The organism is Rhizobium sp. WYJ-E13 (genome assembly GCF_018987265.1).
In the GTDB taxonomy this organism is placed as follows: domain Bacteria; phylum Pseudomonadota; class Alphaproteobacteria; order Rhizobiales; family Rhizobiaceae; genus Rhizobium.
Genome location: NZ_CP076853.1, coordinates 1,301,067 through 1,318,663 on the forward strand (window position 1 = coordinate 1,301,067; position 17,597 = coordinate 1,318,663).

The 17,597-nt window shown below is 58.8% G+C and carries 18 protein-coding genes; 10 read left to right on the forward strand and 8 right to left on the reverse strand.

The genetic code is table 11. The annotated features are described in order from the left end of the window. Window positions 1-1,203 (reverse strand): amino acid ABC transporter permease, encoded by a 1,203-nt coding sequence (locus KQ933_RS06595; protein WP_216757907.1) that lies wholly within the window; start codon window positions 1,201-1,203, stop codon window positions 1-3. Between the two features lie 91 nt (window positions 1,204-1,294). Further along, window positions 1,295-2,320: an amino acid ABC transporter substrate-binding protein gene (locus KQ933_RS06600; RefSeq protein WP_216757908.1), complete on the reverse strand. Its 1,026-nt coding sequence runs from the start codon at window positions 2,318-2,320 to the stop codon at window positions 1,295-1,297. A gap of 380 nt (window positions 2,321-2,700) precedes the next feature. Here KQ933_RS06600 and KQ933_RS06605 point away from each other — a divergent pair, with 380 nt between their 5' ends. Further along, entirely contained in the window at window positions 2,701-3,891 is a 1,191-nt protein-coding gene (locus KQ933_RS06605; RefSeq protein ID WP_216757909.1) for a cystathionine beta-lyase, read from the forward strand. On the opposite strand, the gene KQ933_RS06610 is transcribed toward KQ933_RS06605, so the two are convergent. Together KQ933_RS06610 and KQ933_RS06615 are read right to left on the reverse strand one after the other, a co-directional pair. Next, entirely contained in the window at window positions 3,892-5,040 is a 1,149-nt protein-coding gene (locus KQ933_RS06610) for an FAD-dependent monooxygenase (protein WP_216757910.1), read from the reverse strand. It lies immediately after the preceding gene. A 28-nt stretch (window positions 5,041-5,068) separates the two neighbouring features. Then, complete coding sequence (locus KQ933_RS06615; protein WP_007827409.1) at window positions 5,069-5,314, reverse strand: zinc-finger domain-containing protein; 246 nt, start codon at window positions 5,312-5,314, stop codon at window positions 5,069-5,071. 147 nt (window positions 5,315-5,461) lie between these two features. On the opposite strand from KQ933_RS06615, the gene KQ933_RS06620 reads away from it, so the two are divergent. From KQ933_RS06620 to clpA, 6 genes are all read left to right on the forward strand, one after another. Next, the gene (locus tag KQ933_RS06620; protein ID WP_216757911.1) at window positions 5,462-6,247 is read left to right on the forward strand and encodes an alpha/beta fold hydrolase; all 786 of its coding nucleotides are present in this window, start codon (window positions 5,462-5,464) and stop codon (window positions 6,245-6,247) included. A 131-nt stretch (window positions 6,248-6,378) separates the two neighbouring features. After that, complete coding sequence (gene cysE / locus KQ933_RS06625) at window positions 6,379-7,212, forward strand: serine O-acetyltransferase (RefSeq protein ID WP_216757912.1); 834 nt, start codon at window positions 6,379-6,381, stop codon at window positions 7,210-7,212. Between the two features lie 136 nt (window positions 7,213-7,348). Next, entirely contained in the window at window positions 7,349-7,552 is a 204-nt protein-coding gene (locus KQ933_RS06630; RefSeq protein WP_216757913.1) for a DUF3126 family protein, read from the forward strand. Between the two features lie 286 nt (window positions 7,553-7,838). Then, window positions 7,839-8,207 carry a phasin family protein gene (locus KQ933_RS06635; protein ID WP_216757914.1) on the forward strand — a complete coding sequence of 123 codons (369 nt, stop codon included), beginning with the start codon at window positions 7,839-7,841 and terminating at the stop codon, window positions 8,205-8,207. A 264-nt stretch (window positions 8,208-8,471) separates the two neighbouring features. Then, a complete protein-coding gene (gene clpS / locus KQ933_RS06640) occupies window positions 8,472-8,822 on the forward strand; it encodes an ATP-dependent Clp protease adapter ClpS (protein WP_216758832.1) in 351 nt (116 codons plus the stop codon). A gap of 10 nt (window positions 8,823-8,832) precedes the next feature. Continuing rightward, entirely contained in the window at window positions 8,833-11,322 is a 2,490-nt protein-coding gene (clpA, locus tag KQ933_RS06645) for an ATP-dependent Clp protease ATP-binding subunit ClpA (protein ID WP_216757915.1), read from the forward strand. 76 nt (window positions 11,323-11,398) lie between these two features. On the opposite strand, the gene KQ933_RS06650 is transcribed toward clpA, so the two are convergent. The 4 genes from KQ933_RS06650 to KQ933_RS06665 all read right to left on the reverse strand — a co-directional run bounded on the left by KQ933_RS06650 (window position 11,399) and on the right by KQ933_RS06665 (window position 14,347). Next, on the reverse strand, window positions 11,399-11,827 hold the full coding sequence (locus KQ933_RS06650; RefSeq protein WP_216757916.1) for an HIT family protein: 429 nt from the start codon (window positions 11,825-11,827) through the stop codon (window positions 11,399-11,401). A 54-nt stretch (window positions 11,828-11,881) separates the two neighbouring features. After that, complete coding sequence (locus KQ933_RS06655; RefSeq protein ID WP_216757917.1) at window positions 11,882-13,084, reverse strand: GNAT family N-acetyltransferase; 1,203 nt, start codon at window positions 13,082-13,084, stop codon at window positions 11,882-11,884. A gap of 76 nt (window positions 13,085-13,160) precedes the next feature. Further along, a complete protein-coding gene (locus tag KQ933_RS06660; protein WP_216757918.1) occupies window positions 13,161-13,880 on the reverse strand; it encodes a glycerophosphodiester phosphodiesterase in 720 nt (239 codons plus the stop codon). Next, window positions 13,880-14,347: a RidA family protein gene (locus tag KQ933_RS06665; RefSeq protein ID WP_216757919.1), complete on the reverse strand. Its 468-nt coding sequence runs from the start codon at window positions 14,345-14,347 to the stop codon at window positions 13,880-13,882. Before KQ933_RS06665 ends, KQ933_RS06660 begins: the two co-directional genes overlap by 1 nt. Window positions 14,348-14,497: 150 nt before the next feature. Here KQ933_RS06665 and KQ933_RS06670 point away from each other — a divergent pair, with 150 nt between their 5' ends. From KQ933_RS06670 to tsf, 3 genes are all read left to right on the forward strand, one after another. Then, entirely contained in the window at window positions 14,498-15,337 is an 840-nt protein-coding gene (locus tag KQ933_RS06670) for a cell envelope integrity EipB family protein (protein ID WP_216757920.1), read from the forward strand. A gap of 245 nt (window positions 15,338-15,582) precedes the next feature. Continuing rightward, window positions 15,583-16,350: a 30S ribosomal protein S2 gene (gene rpsB / locus KQ933_RS06675; RefSeq protein WP_183729538.1), complete on the forward strand. Its 768-nt coding sequence runs from the start codon at window positions 15,583-15,585 to the stop codon at window positions 16,348-16,350. Window positions 16,351-16,588: 238 nt separating this feature from the next. Then, complete coding sequence (tsf, locus tag KQ933_RS06680; RefSeq protein ID WP_183729535.1) at window positions 16,589-17,515, forward strand: translation elongation factor Ts; 927 nt, start codon at window positions 16,589-16,591, stop codon at window positions 17,513-17,515. Window positions 17,516-17,597: the final 82 nt, after the last annotated feature.

A 17,597-nucleotide genomic window follows, 5' to 3' on the forward strand; every position in this document is an offset into this window, starting at 1 on the left:
TTACCTCTCCACCAGGGCCATCTTGGCATTGAACCAGTTCATCAGCAGCGAGGTCACGATGCTGATGGCGAGATAGATGACCATCCAGATGAGAATAACCTCTACCGACTGACCGGTCTGATTCAGCGTCGTGCTGCCGACGGCGACGAGATCGGCAAAACCGATAGCGATTGCCAGTGACGAGTTCTTGGTGAGGTTCAGATACTGACTGCTTAGCGGCGGAATGATGATGCGAAACGCCTGCGGAATGACGACCAGTCGGGTAATTGCCGAAGGATGCAGGCCGAGTGCAGCTGCCGCCTCCGTCTGTCCTTTGGGCACGCCGCGGATACCTGAGCGCACGATCTCGGCTATGAAGGCGGCCGTATAGAAGGAAAGCGCCAGGAAAAGCGACATGAATTCCGGGCCGACCACGGAACCGCCGGTCAGATTAAACTTGCCGGCGACCGGGAAATCAAAAGACAGCGGTGCGCCTGCGAGCAGGAAGGCAACGAGCGGCAGCCCTACGATGAGGCCGATCGAAACCCAGATCGTGTGGAACGGCTGACCTGTCGCTGCCTGACGGCAATGCGCCCACCGTGCGGTGATAACAGTGGCAATGATCGCGACAGCGAAGGCAACGCCGACCAGCCAGAAACCGTCGCCGAAGATCGGCTTGGGGAAGGCGAGGCCGCGATTGTTCAGATATGATCCGAGGGGGAGATGCAAAGAATCACGGGCATTGGGCAGAATGGCCAGAACGCCAGAATACCAGAAGAAGATCACGAGCAACGGCGGAATGTTACGGAAGACTTCCACATAGACCGTGCAGAGCTTGGCAATCAGCCAGTTCCGCGACAGGCGGCCGATGCCGATGACGAAGCCGATTATTGTTGAAGTGATGATGCCGGTGACGGCGATCAGCAGCGTGTTCAGAAGGCCGACGAGAAGTGCACGGCCGTAGGTCGAATCACTCGAATATTGGATCAGCGACTGGCCGACTTCGAAACCAGCGCGGCCGTTCAGAAAGCCGAAACCCGATGCGATGTTGGCGCGTGCAAGGTTGACTGCTGTATTGTGAGCAATCGACCAGACCAACGCGACCAGCAATATAATGGTAAGAGCTTGGAAGAAGATGCCCCGAATTGTCGGGTCATAGAGGGCAGACTGGAAGCTCCAGCCGCTCCTGGTCAAAGAGGATGAATCCGCAACCTGATGCGTCATGCCTGGCCAATTCCCCACGTTATGCGCCCCTTTTCGGAGCTTTTTATAGGAGGATGAGGAAAGGCGGTTTCCCGCCTTTCCGGCTTTTCGGTTAGCGAACCGGCGGAGCGTACTGAATGCCGCCCTTGTTCCAGAGAGCGTTAAGGCCGCGTGCGATCTTCAGCTGGCTGCCTTGGCCGATGTTCTTTTCGAAGACTTCACCGTAGTTGCCGACGGTCTTGACGATGTTGTAGGCCCAGTCGTTGGTCAGGCCGAGGTCGGTACCGATCTTGGTGTCGGCTTCCACGCCGAGGAAGCGCTTGATATCCGGGTTCGGCGAGTTCTTCATCTCGTCGACATTGGCCTGCGTGATGCCGAATTCTTCGGCATTGACCATCGCATAGCCGACCCAGCTGACGATATCGAGCCACTGGTCGTCACCCTGGCGGACGGCTGGACCGAGCGGCTCCTTGGATATGATTTCCGGCAGGATCATGTGTTCGTCGGGATTCTTCAGCGTCAGACGCAGCGAGTAGAGGCCGGACTGGTCGGTCGTGTAGACGTCGCAACGGCCGGAGTCATAGGCGGCGTTGACTTCGTCGAGCTTCTCGAAGACCACTGGATTGTACTGGAGATTGTTGGCCTTGAAATAGTCGGCGAGGTTGAGTTCGGTCGTGGTGCCCGACTGAACGCAGACGGATGCGCCGGAGAGTTCCAGAGCCGACTTCACGTTGAGGCTCTTGCGAACCATGAAGCCCTGGCCGTCATAGTAGTTTACGAAGCGGAAGTTCAGGCCGAGAGCCGTATCACGGTTGATCGTCCAGGTCGTATTGCGGGCGAGCACGTCGACTTCACCGGACTGCAGGGCAGGGAAACGGTTGGCGGCGCTGAGAGGGGTGAACTTCACCTTGTTGGGATCGCCGAAGATCGCAGCGGAAACCGCACGGCAAAAATCGACGTCGAAGCCCGACCAGTTGCCGGAAGCGTCAGGGGCAGCAAAGCCGGCAAGACCGGTGTTGACGCCGCACTGGACAAAACCTTTTGCCTTTACGTCTCCGAGAGTTGTGGCCGAAGCGGCCGAAGCGCCAAGAGCGAAAACTGCTGCGCCGACAGCTGCGGACAGGAGCTTGTACTTCATTTTTCCCAACCTTTTTTCCGTTGTCTTATATTTTATCGTTTTGGGGAGTGGCCGGATTGAATTTGCCCGTGTGCCTCCCCGTTTCCCGCAACCCTCCCGGCGCGAGTGGGTCTATCACAGTCGTAAATGTCACTATGGTCAAGTCTCGCGGTCAATAATTGCGGCAAAATTCAGCATTTTGGTAGATTGCGCTGCGTCTCTAGGCACTTGGCTAGAAATTGGGCTTTAGCCTGAGGAAAAAATAGCGCTAAAATCGCGAAATAGAGGCCAATGGCTTTGCAGGGCGAGGCTATCACGTCAAGTTGCAGGGGTTGACCCTGATGACGACGGGGTTCAAGAGTTCGGCCTTTGCATACCCTCGCCAGAAGGCCATTTTCCGCATGAAAGATCTAGACAGTCTCCTGCCGGGTGCCGGCATCAATACCCGTCTTTCCCATATCGGCTATGATCCCAGCGATTATCACGGCTTCGTTAACCCGCCGGTGGTGCGCGCGTCTACGGTGCTCTTTCCCGATGCCAAGTCCATGGAAACGCGCAACAAGAAATACACTTACGGGACCCGCGGCACGCCGACGACCGACGCTCTGGCCGAAGCGATCAATGCGCTCGAAGGCTCGGCCGGCACTGTGCTGGTGCCGTCCGGCCTCGCTGCCGTCACGGTCGCGATCCTCGCCTATGTCGCGGCGGGCGATCACGTTCTGGTCGTCGATTCCGTCTACGGTCCGACGCGCCATTTCTGTGACACGATCCTGAAACGCATAGGGGTCGGGGTCGACTATTTCGATCCGGCGATCGGCGCGGCCATCGAAACGCTCTTCAAGCCGAACACCACGGTCGTGCTGACCGAAGCTCCTGGCTCCAATACTTTTGAGATGCAGGATATCCCGGCAATCGCAGCGGTGGCACACAAGCACGGTGCCGTCGTGCTGATGGACAATACCTGGGCCACACCTCTTTATTTCCGGCCGTTGGATTTCGGCGTCGACGTGTCCATCCATGCCTCGACCAAATATCCATCGGGACATTCCGACATTCTGATGGGAACCATTTCCGCCAATGCGGAGCACTGGCCGAGACTGATCGAGACGCATGGCACGCTTGGCCTTTGCGGTGCGCCTGACGATTCCTACCAGATCCTGCGTGGCCTGCGCACGATGGGCATCCGGCTGGAGCGCCACTATGAAAGCGCATTGGCGATCGCCACATGGCTCGAAAGCCGGGAAGAGGTTGCTCGCGTCCTGCATCCAGCCCTGCCGAGCTTCCCGTCGCACCATATCTGGAAGCGTGACTTCAAGGGTGCCAGCGGCATCTTCTCCTTCGTGTTGAAGGCCAGCGATCCGCAGAAGGTCAAGCCGAAGGCGCATGCCTTCCTCGATGCTCTCACTTATTTCGGGCTCGGCTATTCCTGGGGCGGTTATGAAAGCCTGGCTGTGCTGGTCAATCTTTCCGATCGCAAGATCGCCAAGGCGCCGGCTGAAGGTCCGGTCATTCGCCTACAGATCGGCCTCGAAGATATCGGTGACCTCAAGGCCGATATCGAACGCGGTTTTGCTGCGGCAAACGCCATATGATCAGTCGATGGGGCAGTAGCCGTAAATCCAGTCAAGATCCGCCGCGAGGCTTTGCGGCGGTTTCAGCGACAGCACGATGTCGCGGCCGAGGCGGATCGGTCCGCTTGCATGATAGGCGAAGCGGTTGAAGGCACCGCGCTGGCGAAGCTTGGCGATGCGCGGCGTGCGATGCCGCTCGAAAAGCGAGATGGCTTCGGAAACCGGACGGGTGGCGAGAAAGGCCGCAAGCTCGAAGGCATCCTCGATCGCCATTGCCGCGCCCTGCGCCGCAAAAGGCATCATCGCATGTGCTGCATCGCCGATCAGCACGGTCTTGTTTCCATCCTGCCACTTGCCCGGCGTCGCTTCGAAGAGCGGCCAGAAGGTGATGTCGCTGCGCCCGCGAAGCAGGCCGGCAATAACAGGATGCCAGCGACGGAAGCGCGACTGCAGAAGCTCCTGCTGGGCCTGTGTCGGCGCGCCCTGCCAAGCCTGAGGCGCAATATTGCCGGCGGTGATCGCCACCATGTTGAAGCCGCCGGTCTCCTTCAGCGGATAGCAGACCATATGCGCCGAGGAGCCGAGCAGGGCCGAGACGCTGGCGCGGTCGAGAAAGCCCGGCGCCTCGGCTTGTGCGATGGTAAAACGGAAGGCAATATTTCCGGAGAATTGCGGGGCAGGGGCGCCCGGTATTGCCTGCCGCAGTTTGGACCAGACGCCGTCGGCGCCGATGATGACGTCGGCCGAACGTCGGCCCTGCGGGAGATCCGATTCGAAACGCGTTCCGAGATGAAGCGTGCAAAGCGGATTGGCGATCACCGCATCCAGAAGAGCCTTTTGAAGCGTCTTGCGATGCAGGACACCATAGGGCGCTCCCCAGCGATGCCTGGCGAAACTCCCGGCAGGAACGGCAGCGAGCTCGCGCAGCGAACTGCCCGAGATCAGCCGGATGGATTGCGGCTCGAGCCAGAGGTTGGCCAGCCCGTCGAGCACACCGAGTTCGGCAAGCACGCGCGATGCATTGGGAGAGATCTGCAGGCCGGCACCTACCTCTGCAAGCTCGGACGCCTGTTCGAAAATATCGGAGCTGATGCCACGCCTTGCGAGCGCCAGTGCGGCTGTCAGGCCCGCAATTCCGGCGCCGATGATGGCGGCATGTTCGACCGGCATGGGGTGTCCGATCTAATGAAGAGGAAAATTACGCTGCCTTCACGTGGAAGACGCAGCCGGGCGGGTTGGTCTGGTTGGACTTCAACGAAGCATTGTAGCGATAGAGGGTCGAGCAGTAGGAGCAGACCTTCTCGTTGTCGTCGCCCATATCGATGAAGATATGCGGATGGTCGAAGGGAGCGGAGGCACCAGTGCACATGAATTCCTTGACGCCGACTTCGATAACGCGGTGACCGCCGTCGTTCTGGAAGTGGGGAATGCTGTGGCCGGCCATGTCTGTCTCCGAATGCTTTGAAATTCTGCGCGGACCTTATAGGCCTTCGAAAGAAAAGTGTAGTGCCAAAGCAAAGCCCCAATGCGAGTTTTTGGCTTCACGCTCAAAGGCCGCTGGACTATGGTCGCGCCAAACAAGGACGGCCCGATGAACCTGAATACGCCTGCATTTTCAAGCTTCACCCATGATGGACTGAAACTCGCTTTCTTCGACGAGGGGGATCACTCCGGCCCGCCGGTGCTGCTGATTCACGGCTTTGCCTCGTCGGCGAGCGTCAACTGGGTTCATCCGGGCTGGCTGAAGACCCTGGGCGATGCCGGCTATCGTGTCATTGCCATCGACAACAGGGGGCATGGCGCCAGCGACAAGCCGCGTGATGCCGAAGCTTACAGGCCATGGTTCATGGCTGGCGACGCGATCGCGCTGCTTGATCATCTGGGTATTTCCGAGGCCAATCTGATGGGCTACTCCATGGGTGCCCGCATCTCCGTCTTTGCGGCACTTGCCCATCCGCACCGCGTCCGCTCGCTGGTGCTCGGTGGCCTCGGTATCGGCATGACCGATGGGGTGGGCGATTGGGACCCGATCGCCGATGCGTTGCTTGCGCCCTCGCTTGCCGACGTCACCCATCAGCGCGGCCAGATGTTCCGTGCTTTTGCCGAGCAGACGAAGAGTGATCGTGAGGCGCTTGCCGCCTGTATCAAGGGTTCGCGTGATCTGGTTGCACGCGAGGACATGGGCAAGATCGATGCGCCCACCTTGATCGGGGTTGGAACGAAAGACGATATTGCCGGTTCTCCCCAGGAGCTTGCGGCGCTGATGCCTGACGCCGAAGCACTGGATATCCCCGGCCGCGACCACATGCTCGCCGTGGGTGACCGGGTGTTCAAGAAGGCCGTGCTGGAATTCTACGCAAAGGTCGCCGCTGGTTGATGTCGCCGGCAGGTGACATAACGTGATTTCCAAGAAAAACGCACTGCACCGGTGTGCCGCGGGCACCCATTTATGTTATCGGCGTTTTCCTCTATATAATCGCATTCCAACGGGAAATGAGGAGGCCGGAAATGGTCGCTAAGACGGATATTCGCACGCTGGACGCAGCCCATCCGCTGAAGGTGATGGACCCTATCTGGGACAGTCTGCGAGAAGAAGCGCGCCTTGCTGCGGAAAGCGATCCGGTGCTGGCAGCCTTCCTCTATTCGACTGTTATCAACCATCGCTCGCTCGAGGAATGCGTCATCCATCGCATCTGTGAGCGCCTCGACCATCCCGACATGCAGGCAAACCTGCTACGCCAGACCTTTGAGGAAATGCTCGAGGACTGGCCGGAATGGAGTTCGATCCTGCGCGTGGATATCCAGGCAGTCTATGATCGCGACCCTGCTTGCCTGCGCTTTATGGAAGCTGTTCTGTACTTCAAGGGCTTCCACGCGCTGCAGACGCATCGGCTGGCGCATTGGCTGCTGAACCGCGGCCGGCGCGACTTCGCGCTGTACCTGCAGAGCCGCTCCTCCAGCGTCTTCCAGACGGACATTAATCCGGCCGCCCGCATCGGCAAGGGCATCTTCCTCGACCATGCGACCGGCCTGGTCGTCGGCGAAACGGCTGTTATCGGCGACAATGTCTCCATCCTCCATGGTGTAACGCTCGGCGGCACTGGCAAGGAAGGGGCTGATCGTCACCCGAAGATCGGTACGGGCGTAATGATCGGCGCCGGCGCCAAGATCCTCGGCAATATCGAGATCGGCTTCTGCTCGCGCGTCGCCGCCGGTTCCGTCGTCCTGAAGCCGGTGCCGCCAAAGACCACGGTGGCGGGCGTGCCTGCTAAGGTCGTCGGTGAAGCCGGTTGCTCCGAGCCTGCACGCGTGATGGATCAGGTTATCGGCGCCGATATCTGAGCCTTCATTGGAAAAATGCGGAAAACTGCCTAAATGCAGGCAGGGGCAGTTTTTGCTACCCGATCTCGCGACCTTTACAGCGCGGCTTTACCTGTGCAAGAAGCGGCCAACCGGGATTGCTTACGGAGATGGAAGAGTGAAGCCTGAAGAAATCAAGAAACTCGACGCCTATTTCAAACGCACGCTGAATCCGCAGATGGTGGTGAAGGCGCGCCCGCGCAAGAACGACTCCGCGGAAGTCTACATTGGCGAAGAATTTCTGGGTGTCATCTACATCGATGACGAGGATGGCGACCGTTCCTACAATTTCTCGATGGCGATTCTCGACGTCGATCTCTGATCGGCCGTCACATCGATCGAAAGCCATGCATCGCCAGCCGATGCATGGCTTTTTTGTTTACGCCGATCGCCAAATACGCTGGGTCGCCAAAATTTCTTATAACCCTGTGGTTGTGGTCGCCTGATATATTTTAGCAAAATCAATAAAAGACGAACGTGCCCAAAAATCCGGCTTTTAGCACGGGCAGTGGATGCAACCATTGGATGTTTTGCAACGCACAAGACTACTTGACTCTTTGTGCATTGCAGCTACCCTCTGCTTGCAACAGCCAATTGGAGGATGGGTCATGTTCAATTTCGACGATGCAAACCGGAAGAGCAAGGAAGCTGTGGATTCGATGCTTAAGAGCTATTCCGATACTGCCAAGGGTTTTCAGGCGATCGCCTCCGAGGCGGCCGAATATTCCAAGAAGTCCTTCCAGGATGCCGTCACCCATTTCGAGACGCTGTCGGGCTTAAAGAGTTTCGAGGCGGCTTTCGAATTGCAGACCAATTATGCGAAGTCTTCCTATGAGGCTTTCGTCACCGAGGCGACCAAACTCGGCGAAATGTATGCCGACCTCGCCAAAAATGCTTACAAGCCCTACGAAGCACCGATGTCCGCCGCTGTCGCCAAGGTCTCGAAAGCGACCCCGGTAGCCCCCGCCGCCGCATAAATCTTGTGGCGCATTGCGCGCCACCTATTGAAAATCAAAGACCGGCACCGCACCTGCGGCCGGTCTTTTTTGTTTCCCGAAGCCTGCCCTGGTTTTTACGCAGACTTTTTTGGCCTTTGCGTCAAGTCCTGCGGAATTGTGATTGCAGTCGGAAACAAGGGGCTTAAAATCGCTCTATTATGAACTACCTTAGGGTTTCAGATATTCGTCGGGAAAGCACCCCTCCCATGCTCCCCTGCCGGATTGATTGAGGAATGAATGACAATGATCGCCACACCGATCCGGATGCAAAACGACAGCGAAAGGAACGGGGACAACGGAAATCGAACCTCGGTCATCACGCGCACCAAGCCGAAGACCAAGAAGCCTAATCTCTATCGCGTACTGCTTTTGAATGACGACTACACCCCAATGGAATTCGTCATCCATATCCTGGAGCGTTTTTTTCAGAAGGATCGGGAAAGTGCCACCCGCATCATGCTGCATGTCCATAACCACGGCGTCGGCGAATGCGGAATATTCACATACGAGGTAGCGGAGACCAAGGTGAGCCAGGTGATGGATTTTGCCCGGCAGCATCAGCATCCGCTGCAATGCGTCATGGAAAAGAAGTGAGGAACTGAACGTGCCAACATTTTCGCCTAGTCTTGAGAAGGCGCTCCATCAGGCACTGACCTTTGCCAACGAGCGGCACCATGAATATGCGACGCTCGAGCATCTGCTGCTCGCCCTGATCGACGATGCCGATGCGGCTGCGGTCATGGGTGCCTGCAATGTCGACCTCGACGCGCTCCGCAAAACGCTTCTGGAATATGTCGATAACGAACTCTCCAACCTGGTCACCGGTTATGACGAGGACTCCAAGCCGACGTCAGGCTTCCAGCGAGTCATTCAGCGCGCGGTGATCCATGTCCAGTCTTCCGGCCGCGAGGAAGTGACCGGCGCCAACGTGCTCGTCGCGATCTTCGCCGAGCGCGAGAGCCATGCTGCCTATTTCCTGCAGGAGCAGGAAATGACCCGCTACGACGCCGTCAACTACATCTCCCACGGCATCGGCAAGCGTCCCGGCGTATCCGAAAGCCGTCCACCGCGCGGCGCTGAGGACGAGTCCGAGTCCAAGCCAACCGCACGCGGTAACGAGGAAGAAAGCGGGCCGAAGAAGCAGCAGGATGCACTGAAGGCCTACTGCGTGAACCTCAACGAGAAGGCCAAGGGCGGCAAGATCGACCCGTTGATAGGCCGTAACGCCGAGGTGAACCGGACCATCCAGATCCTGTGCCGTCGCTCCAAGAACAACCCGCTCTATGTCGGTGACCCAGGCGTCGGTAAAACGGCGATTGCCGAAGGTCTTGCCAAGCGCATCGTCGAAGGCAAGGTTCCGGAAGCTCTGGCCGATGCCACGATCTTTTCGCTGGATATGGGCACGCTGCTCGCCGGCACGCGATATCGCGGTGACTTCGAAGAGCGCCTTAAGCAGGTCGTCAAGGAACTGGAAGAATATCCGGGTGCCGTTCTCTTCATCGACGAAATCCACACCGTCATCGGTGCAGGTGCGACGTCGGGTGGGGCCATGGATGCCTCGAACCTCTTGAAGCCGGCCCTGTCTTCGGGTGCGATCCGCTGCATCGGTTCGACCACCTACAAGGAATACCGCCAATTCTTCGAAAAGGATCGGGCTCTGGTCCGCCGCTTCCAGAAGATCGATGTCAATGAGCCGTCGATCGATGATGCGATCGAGATCATGAAGGGCCTGAAGCCCTATTTCGAAGAATACCACCACTTGCGCTATTCGAACGAGGCGATCAAGACCGCTGTCGAGCTCTCGGCTCGCTACATCTCGGACCGCAAGCTGCCGGACAAGGCGATCGATGTCATCGACGAGACGGGTGCGGCCCAGATGTTGCTGCCACCGTCCAGGCGCCGCAAGCTGATCACCGAAAAGGAGATCGAAGCGACGATTGCGACGATGGCCCGCATCCCTGCAAAGACGGTGTCGAAGGACGACGAAGCCGTTCTCGCCAATCTCGAGCAGGAACTGCGCTCGGTCGTCTATGGTCAGGATGTGGCGATCGAAGCCCTGTCCACCTCGATCAAGCTGGCCCGGGCCGGCCTGCGTGAACCGAACAAGCCGATCGGCGCCTATGTCTTCTCTGGTCCCACGGGCGTCGGCAAGACGGAAGTTGCCAAGCAGCTTGCCGCCTCTCTGGGTGTCGAGATGCTGCGCTTCGATATGTCGGAATACATGGAGCGCCATACGGTTTCCCGTCTGCTCGGTGCACCTCCCGGCTATGTCGGCTTCGACCAGGGCGGCCTGTTGACCGATGGCGTTGACCAGCATCCGCATTGCGTGGTGCTGCTGGACGAAATCGAGAAGGCGCATCCGGATATCTACAATATCCTGCTGCAGGTCATGGACCACGGCACGCTGACCGACCATAACGGCAAGAAGATCGACTTCCGCAACGTCATCCTGATCATGACGACCAATGCGGGTGCTTCGGAAATGGCCAAGGCCGCCATTGGCTTCGGTTCGTCCAAGCGCACCGGTGAAGATGAAGAGGCGCTGACCCGCCTGTTCACGCCGGAATTCCGCAACCGTCTCGACGCGATCATCCCGTTCGCGGCGCTGCCGACGGCCGTTATCCATAAGGTCGTACAGAAGTTCATCATGCAGCTGGAAGCTCAGCTCTCCGAACGTAACGTCACGTTCGACCTGCACGAGGATGCGATCGCCTGGCTGTCCGAAAAGGGTTACGACGAGAAGATGGGTGCCCGCCCACTGTCCCGCGTGATCCAGGAAAACATCAAGAAGCCGCTGGCGAACGAGATCCTATTCGGCAAGCTGAAGAAGGGCGGCGTCGTCAACGTCACCGTCGGTCCCAAGGAAGACGGCAAGCCAGGTCTTATTCTGGAAGCCATTCCGGAAACGGCGCCGATCAAGCCGAAGCCGGAGGCCGAGCTGGTTCATCCGGAAGCGGCTCACGAGGATGATGGCGAGCTGAAGACCAAGCCGGTCAAGAAGACGAAGGCCAAGACCGTGCCGCGGCCTGAACCGGAAGTCCGCGACGCGCCTAAGAAGGGCTCGACCGTTCCGAAAGTTCCTCGAAAGAAATAGGCTTCGGGTGAAATACGCGAAAAGGCCGCTGCGAAGCGGCCTTTTTGCTTGCTGTATATGTCAAGGTTTTGCGTCGTTACGCAAGTTCCGCCTTGATCTTCTCCGCATTGGCTGCGAGCACCGCACCGTCCTCCATCTTGCCGGAATGCGGCTTCAGCGCCACGCCCTCATGCCGCGGGATGACATGGAAATGCAGGTGGAAAACCGTCTGGCCTGCGGCCGGCTCGTTGAACTGGGCGATGAAGACGCCGTCGGCATCGAAGGCTTCTTTCACCGCATTGGCGACCTTCTGGACGACGGTGATTGTATGAGAGAGCGAAGCCGGATCGGCGTCGAAGATATTGCGGGAAGGTGCCTTCGGCAGGACCAGAACATGGCCCGGCGCTTGCGGCATCACATCCATGAAGACGACCGTCTCGTCGTCCTCGTAGACGCGATGCGACGGGATCTCGCCGCGCAGGATCTTGGCGAAGATGTTGTTGTCGTCATAGGCGGCGCTGGTCATGGCGAAATCTCCTCGTGCTTTCCTTGATCGCGTAGCGCGGCGGAGCCAAGCGCGTCAATCCTCCTGCAGCCGTTCGCCCTTGCGGAAGGGAGTGTGTTCACTCAGCATCTCATTCATGTACTCGACATCCTCCCGCTCGCGCTCGAGATAGTCGGCAACCGCACGGCGCAGTCCCGCATGGGCGATATAGTGGGCCGAATGTGTCGTCACCGGCAGATAGCCGCGCGCAAGCTTATGTTCGCCCTGAGCGCCGGCCTCCACTTTCTTGAGGCCTTTTTCCAGCGCGAAATCGATGGCCTGATGATAGCAGACCTCGAAATGCAGGTAGGGATGATCTTCGATGCAGCCCCAGTGCCGCCCGTAGAGCGTATCGCCGCCGACGAAATTGATGGCGCCTGCCACATAGCGGCCGTCGCGCTTCGCCATGACGAGCAGGATATCGTCGGCCATGCGCTCGCCGATCAGCGAGTAGAATTTGCGCGTCAGATAGGGGCGGCCCCATTTGCGGCCGCCGGTGTCCATGTAGAAGGCGAAGAACTGATCCCAGATGTCTTCGGTCAGGTCTTTTCCGGTCAGCCAGTCGATGGTGATGCCATTTTCAACCGCCGTCCGACGCTCCTTGCGCAATGCCTTGCGCTTGCGGGAGGCAAGCGTTTCCAGGAACTCATCGTGGTCGGCATAGCCTTCATTGATGAAATGGAACTGCTTGTCTGTGCGATGGAGATAGCCATCGGTCTCGAAGACCGGCATCTCGTCCTCTGGCACGAAGGTGATATGGGCCGAGGAAATATCGAGACGGCGCACGACCTCCTTGAGGCTTTCCGCCATGGCATTCTGAACTGGCAGTCTTGTAAATCCTTCGGCCACGAGCAGGCGAGGGCCGGTTGCGGGCGTGAAAGGGATCGAGCATTGCAGCTTCGGGTAATAGCTGCCACCGGCCCGTTCGAAAGCGTCGGCCCAGCCGTGGTCGAAGACATATTCGCCCTGGCTGTGGTTCTTGAGATAGCCGGGCAGGGCACCGACCAGTTCACCCTTGTCCGTTTCCAGAAGCATGTGATGGCCGAGCCAGCCGGTCTGTGCCGTGGCCGAGCCGGATTCTTCCAGCGACGAGAGAAAGGCATGCGAAACGAAGGGGTTATAGGCGATGATATCGCACGCCTTCGATGCTCCCGAAAGCCTGGACCAGCGCTCTGGGGAAATCGCAGTGAATGATCGCTCGATGCGAATGGAAAGTTCGTCTGACGATTCGTCTGTCATGAAGCAAATGCGAAGCCGTTGGGGAGGGAGTGGGCTCCCTCCCAGTCTGCGCACGATCTTGTCGAAAAAGCGAGCGTCAAACCGCCGCGCGTGGATCGAAGCCCTCAAAAGTCATCTGGTCGGCGTTCTCGAAAGTCTGCTTGCGAGCCTCACTGTCGCGCACCGTCCAGGTGATGACCGGAACGCCCTTTTCGCGCTGAGCCGTGATGAACGGGTTCGGCAGGTCCGCATAATAATAGGAGACGAAATCGAGGCCGATTTCCATCGCCTTCTCGTGCTCGGCATATTCTTCCTCCGTGTTGCCGTTGGCCGTTAGCCCGAGCGGGTAGGGGGTATCAAGCTGTTTCAGGTCCTTCAGCAGCCAATGGTCGAAGCTCATCAGCGCAACCTTGCCTTCATAGCCCTCGAGGACTTCGAGAACGGCTTCGGCAAAGCCCTCGTCGTCGGCTTCGCGGCCCTTGAGTTCCAGCACCAGTGGCACTTTGCCCTGCACGAGCGCGAGAAGCTGCTTCAGCGTCGGTATTTTGTCCTTCGTGCCGCCGACGGCAATCAGACCGAGTTCTTGGGAGGTCCGTTCCCGCACGTCGCCCTTGAGGTTGCAGAGGCGTTCCAGATCTTCATCATGGAAGATGACCGGCACACCATCCGAGGCGTAATGCAGGTCGCATTCGATGGCAAAGCCTGCTTCGACGGCACGCGAGAAGGCCGACAGCGTATTTTCCCAGACGACATTGTTGAGGTCATGATAGCCGCGGTGCGCAACCGGCAGCTCTTTGATCCATGAGGCATTCGTCATTATGCGATTTCCATGATAGCATCGATCTCGACTGCGGCATTGAGCGGCAGAGCAGCCATGCCGACGGCAGCGCGGGCATGTTTGCCGGCTTCGCCGAGCACGCCGGCGATCAGGTTCGATGCGCCGTTGATGACGAGGTGCTGCTCGACGAAATCAGGTGCAGAGGCAACGAAACCGTTGAGCTTGATGACGCGGCGGATACGGCCGAGATCGCCCCCAAGCGCTGCTTTTGCCTGAGCGAGGATGTTGATGGCGCAAAGTTCTGCAGCACGCTGACCGGCGGCGACGTCGACGGTCTTGCCGAGGTGGCCGGAGATCGCGACTTTGCCGCCTTCCAGCGGCAACTGGCCGGAAATAGTGAGAAGATTGCCGCTGATGACATAGGGGACATAATTGGCGGCAGGTGCGGCAGCTTCGGGCAGGGTTATCCCCATTTCCGACAGGCGCGTGGCGATTTGATCGGACATTTTCGTCTCCGCTTTTGTTGTCAATTCTTCAAAAATTATGCATCAAGACTAGAATCTTTAATGTGACAGTTTCGAGCCTCGACTTGGCTGCCTCTATTTGGCCGAAACGGTTCTTATAACATCGCGGACGAGTCCAACAGGAGTTAATGAATGTTCCGATCGTCACTTGCCGCTCTTCTTCTCGCAAGCGTTTCCGCCAATGTTTCGGCGGCCGCGCCGGCGACGAGCGCTGCGATCGCGACCGGGCTCGTCGCTCACCGCGCCGTCTACGACCTGGAACTGAAGGACGCCTCGGACCGTTCCGGCATCTCCTCCATGTACGGCCGCATGGTCTATGAGTTCGATGGCAATTACTGTGAAGGCTTCACCACGAATTTCCGCTTCGTCACCCAGATCGACACCGGCGACAGCGTGCGTGTCAGCGACCAGCAGACCAAGACCTTCGAAAGCCTGAAGGACGGCAAGTTCACCTTCGATACCAAGTCTTTCACCGACGATCAGCTCGACAAGGAAGTCAACGGCGCGGCTCAGGATAAGCCGGAAGGCGTGAAGGTCGACCTGACGCAGCCAGCCAGCCGTGAACTGCAGCTCGAGGAAAGCCGTTTTCCGACCGAGCACATGCTCGACGTCATCCAGAACGCCAAAGATGGCAAGCGCTTCTTCGAGGCTCGCGTTTTCGACGGCTCCGACGACGGCGACAAATCCCTTGTCACTACGACCATTGTCGGCAAGCAGGAGACCCCTGTCACAGATGAGGCCGATGCCGGCAATGCCGGCCAGTTCGCCAAGTCGTCCTTCTGGCCGGTGACGATCTCTTATTTCAACGAGAACGCCAAATCGGACACGCTGCCGGTCTACCGCATGTCGTTCAAGCTCTATGAGAACGGCATCACGCGCGACTTGACGATGGACTACGGTGATTTCGTCCTGACCGGCAAGCTCGCCAAGCTTGAGCTTCTCGACAAGAAGGCTGCGCCGGCCTGCCACTGAGGCGGCCTTCGCCGCAGGCCTGACCGGTACTGGCAGGCTGAGCCGATCGTCTCGATAATCGCACGCGGATCCAGATTTTTTGGCATAAGCCTTGCTTTTATGGCAAATCAAATGTAAGGCCACGCGCATTCCACACGTAAGGCATGGGATCGTCCGGGAGAAATCCGGCTTTTCCGCCCGGTGGCATCTTCAAAGAGGATGCTGTTCGCCTTGCGGAGGTTCAACCGGAAAAGGAGTAACAAGGCATGGCATTGCCTGATTTTTCTATGCGCCAGCTGCTCGAAGCAGGCGTCCACTTCGGTCACCAGACGCATCGCTGGAACCCGAAGATGAAGCCGTACATTTTCGGCGATCGTAATAACATCCACATCATCGACCTGGCCCAGACCGTTCCGATGCTGTCGCGCGCCCTGCAGGTCGTGTCCGACACCGTTGCTCGTGGCGGCCGCGTTCTCTTCGTCGGCACCAAGCGCCAGGCATCCGAGTTGATCGCTGACTCGGCGAAGCGTTCTGCCCAGTACTACGTCAACTCGCGTTGGCTCGGCGGCATGATGACGAACTGGAAGACGATCTCCAACTCGATCCAGCGCCTGCGCAAGCTCGACGAAATCCTCAGTGCCGAGCAGTCCGGCTACTCCAAGAAGGAGCGCCTGAACCTCGAGCGCGAGCGCGAAAAGCTCGACAAGGCCCTCGGCGGTATCAAGGACATGGGCGGCACGCCGGATCTGATGTTCATCATCGACACCAACAAGGAAAAGATCGCGATCGACGAAGCCAAGCGCCTCGGCATCCCGGTCGTCGCCATCATCGACTCGAACTGCGATCCGGACCTGATCGACTATCCGATCCCGGGCAACGACGACGCCTCGCGCGCCATCGCTCTCTACTGCGACCTGATCGCCCGCGCTGCCATCGACGGTATTGCCCGGCAGCAGAGCGCATCGGGCCGCGACCTCGGCGCCTCGACCGAAGTTCCGGTCGAGCCGGCGCTCGATGAGGCAGCCGACGCCTGATAAAGCGGGCGGAGCAATTCTCCGCTGAAGCTTGTGAAGATTGGGAAAGGCCGCTCGCGACTCTCTGAAGTTCGGCGGCCTTGCTCGTTTCCGGCGGAAGCGCACGCTGCTTTCGCCCCAAGAGTTTTGTTATGATGCGTCTTCATAACGCTGTCATACATACAGGTACATTTCGTGCCTCAATCCGGTGCCGCACCGCGTTCAACGGGCCACCGTATAAACCGACAAGAGGAAGCTTATGACCGAGATTACGGCTGCACTGGTGAAAGAACTGCGCGAAAAGTCTGGCGCAGGCATGATGGACTGCAAGAAGGCGCTGACCGAGACCAACGGCGATATCGAAGCCGCGATCGACTGGCTGCGCGCCAAGGGCATCTCCAAGGCCGACAAGAAGTCCGGCCGTGCCGCCGCTGAAGGCCTGGTCGCTATCGCTGGCGCCGGTCACAAGGCTGTCGTCATCGAGCTCAATTCCGAAACCGACTTCGTTGCCCGTAACGATGCCTTCCAGGACCTCGCACGCGGCGTCGCCGAAGTTGCGCTGTCCACCGACGGCACGGTCGAAGCCATTTCGGCTGCTACCTATCCCGCATCCGGCAAGCCGGTCGCCGACACCATCAAGGAAGCGATCGCAACCATTGGCGAAAACATGACGCTCCGTCGTGCCGCCAAGCTGGAAGTCGAGCACGGTGTGGTGGCAACCTACATCCACAACGCTGCCGGCGACGGCATTGGCAAGCTCGGCGTTCTCGTCGCGCTGAAGTCCGTCGGCGACAAGGCCGTTCTGACCTCGATCGGCCGCCAGGTTGCCATGCATATCGCGGCTACCAACCCGCTGGCGATCCGCGCCGAAGAAGTCGATGCTGCTGTGGCCGAGCGCGAACGCAACGTCTTCATCGAGCAGTCCCGCGAATCCGGCAAGCCGGAAGCCATCATCGAAAAGATGGTGGAAGGCCGCATGCGTAAGTTCTTCGAGGAAGTCGCTCTTCTCTCGCAGTCTTTCGTCATCAACCCGGACTTGACGGTCGGCGCTGCGATCAAGGCAGCCGAGAAGGAAGCCGGCGCGCCGATCGAAATCACCGGCATGGCTCGCCTGCTCCTCGGCGAAGGCGTCGAGAAGGAAGAGACCGACTTCGCAGCCGAAGTTGCTGCTGTCGCCAAGGGCTGATCTTGCTGCCATATTTGGGAAAACCGAAGGGCATCGCGTGACAACGCGATGCCCTTCGTGTATCGGGCAATTGCGGCAATAT

Coding starts and splice junctions, on each gene's coding strand:
- KQ933_RS06600 (WP_216757908.1), bottom strand. CDS start 2,320: ATGAAGTACAAGCTCCTGTCCGCAGCTGTCGGCGCAGCAGTTTTCGCT.
- KQ933_RS06610 (WP_216757910.1), bottom strand. CDS start 5,040: ATGCCGGTCGAACATGCCGCCATCATCGGCGCCGGAATTGCGGGCCTG.
- KQ933_RS06635 (WP_216757914.1), top strand. CDS start 7,839: ATGTTCAATTTCGACGATGCAAACCGGAAGAGCAAGGAAGCTGTGGAT.
- KQ933_RS06595 (WP_216757907.1), bottom strand. CDS start 1,203: ATGACGCATCAGGTTGCGGATTCATCCTCTTTGACCAGGAGCGGCTGG.
- clpS (WP_216758832.1), top strand. CDS start 8,472: ATGATCGCCACACCGATCCGGATGCAAAACGACAGCGAAAGGAACGGG.
- KQ933_RS06620 (WP_216757911.1), top strand. CDS start 5,462: ATGAACCTGAATACGCCTGCATTTTCAAGCTTCACCCATGATGGACTG.
- KQ933_RS06660 (WP_216757918.1), bottom strand. CDS start 13,880: ATGACGAATGCCTCATGGATCAAAGAGCTGCCGGTTGCGCACCGCGGC.
- KQ933_RS06670 (WP_216757920.1), top strand. CDS start 14,498: ATGTTCCGATCGTCACTTGCCGCTCTTCTTCTCGCAAGCGTTTCCGCC.
- KQ933_RS06665 (WP_216757919.1), bottom strand. CDS start 14,347: ATGTCCGATCAAATCGCCACGCGCCTGTCGGAAATGGGGATAACCCTG.
- tsf (WP_183729535.1), top strand. CDS start 16,589: ATGACCGAGATTACGGCTGCACTGGTGAAAGAACTGCGCGAAAAGTCT.
- rpsB (WP_183729538.1), top strand. CDS start 15,583: ATGGCATTGCCTGATTTTTCTATGCGCCAGCTGCTCGAAGCAGGCGTC.
- KQ933_RS06605 (WP_216757909.1), top strand. CDS start 2,701: ATGAAAGATCTAGACAGTCTCCTGCCGGGTGCCGGCATCAATACCCGT.
- cysE (WP_216757912.1), top strand. CDS start 6,379: ATGGTCGCTAAGACGGATATTCGCACGCTGGACGCAGCCCATCCGCTG.
- KQ933_RS06655 (WP_216757917.1), bottom strand. CDS start 13,084: ATGACAGACGAATCGTCAGACGAACTTTCCATTCGCATCGAGCGATCA.
- KQ933_RS06615 (WP_007827409.1), bottom strand. CDS start 5,314: ATGGCCGGCCACAGCATTCCCCACTTCCAGAACGACGGCGGTCACCGC.
- KQ933_RS06650 (WP_216757916.1), bottom strand. CDS start 11,827: ATGACCAGCGCCGCCTATGACGACAACAACATCTTCGCCAAGATCCTG.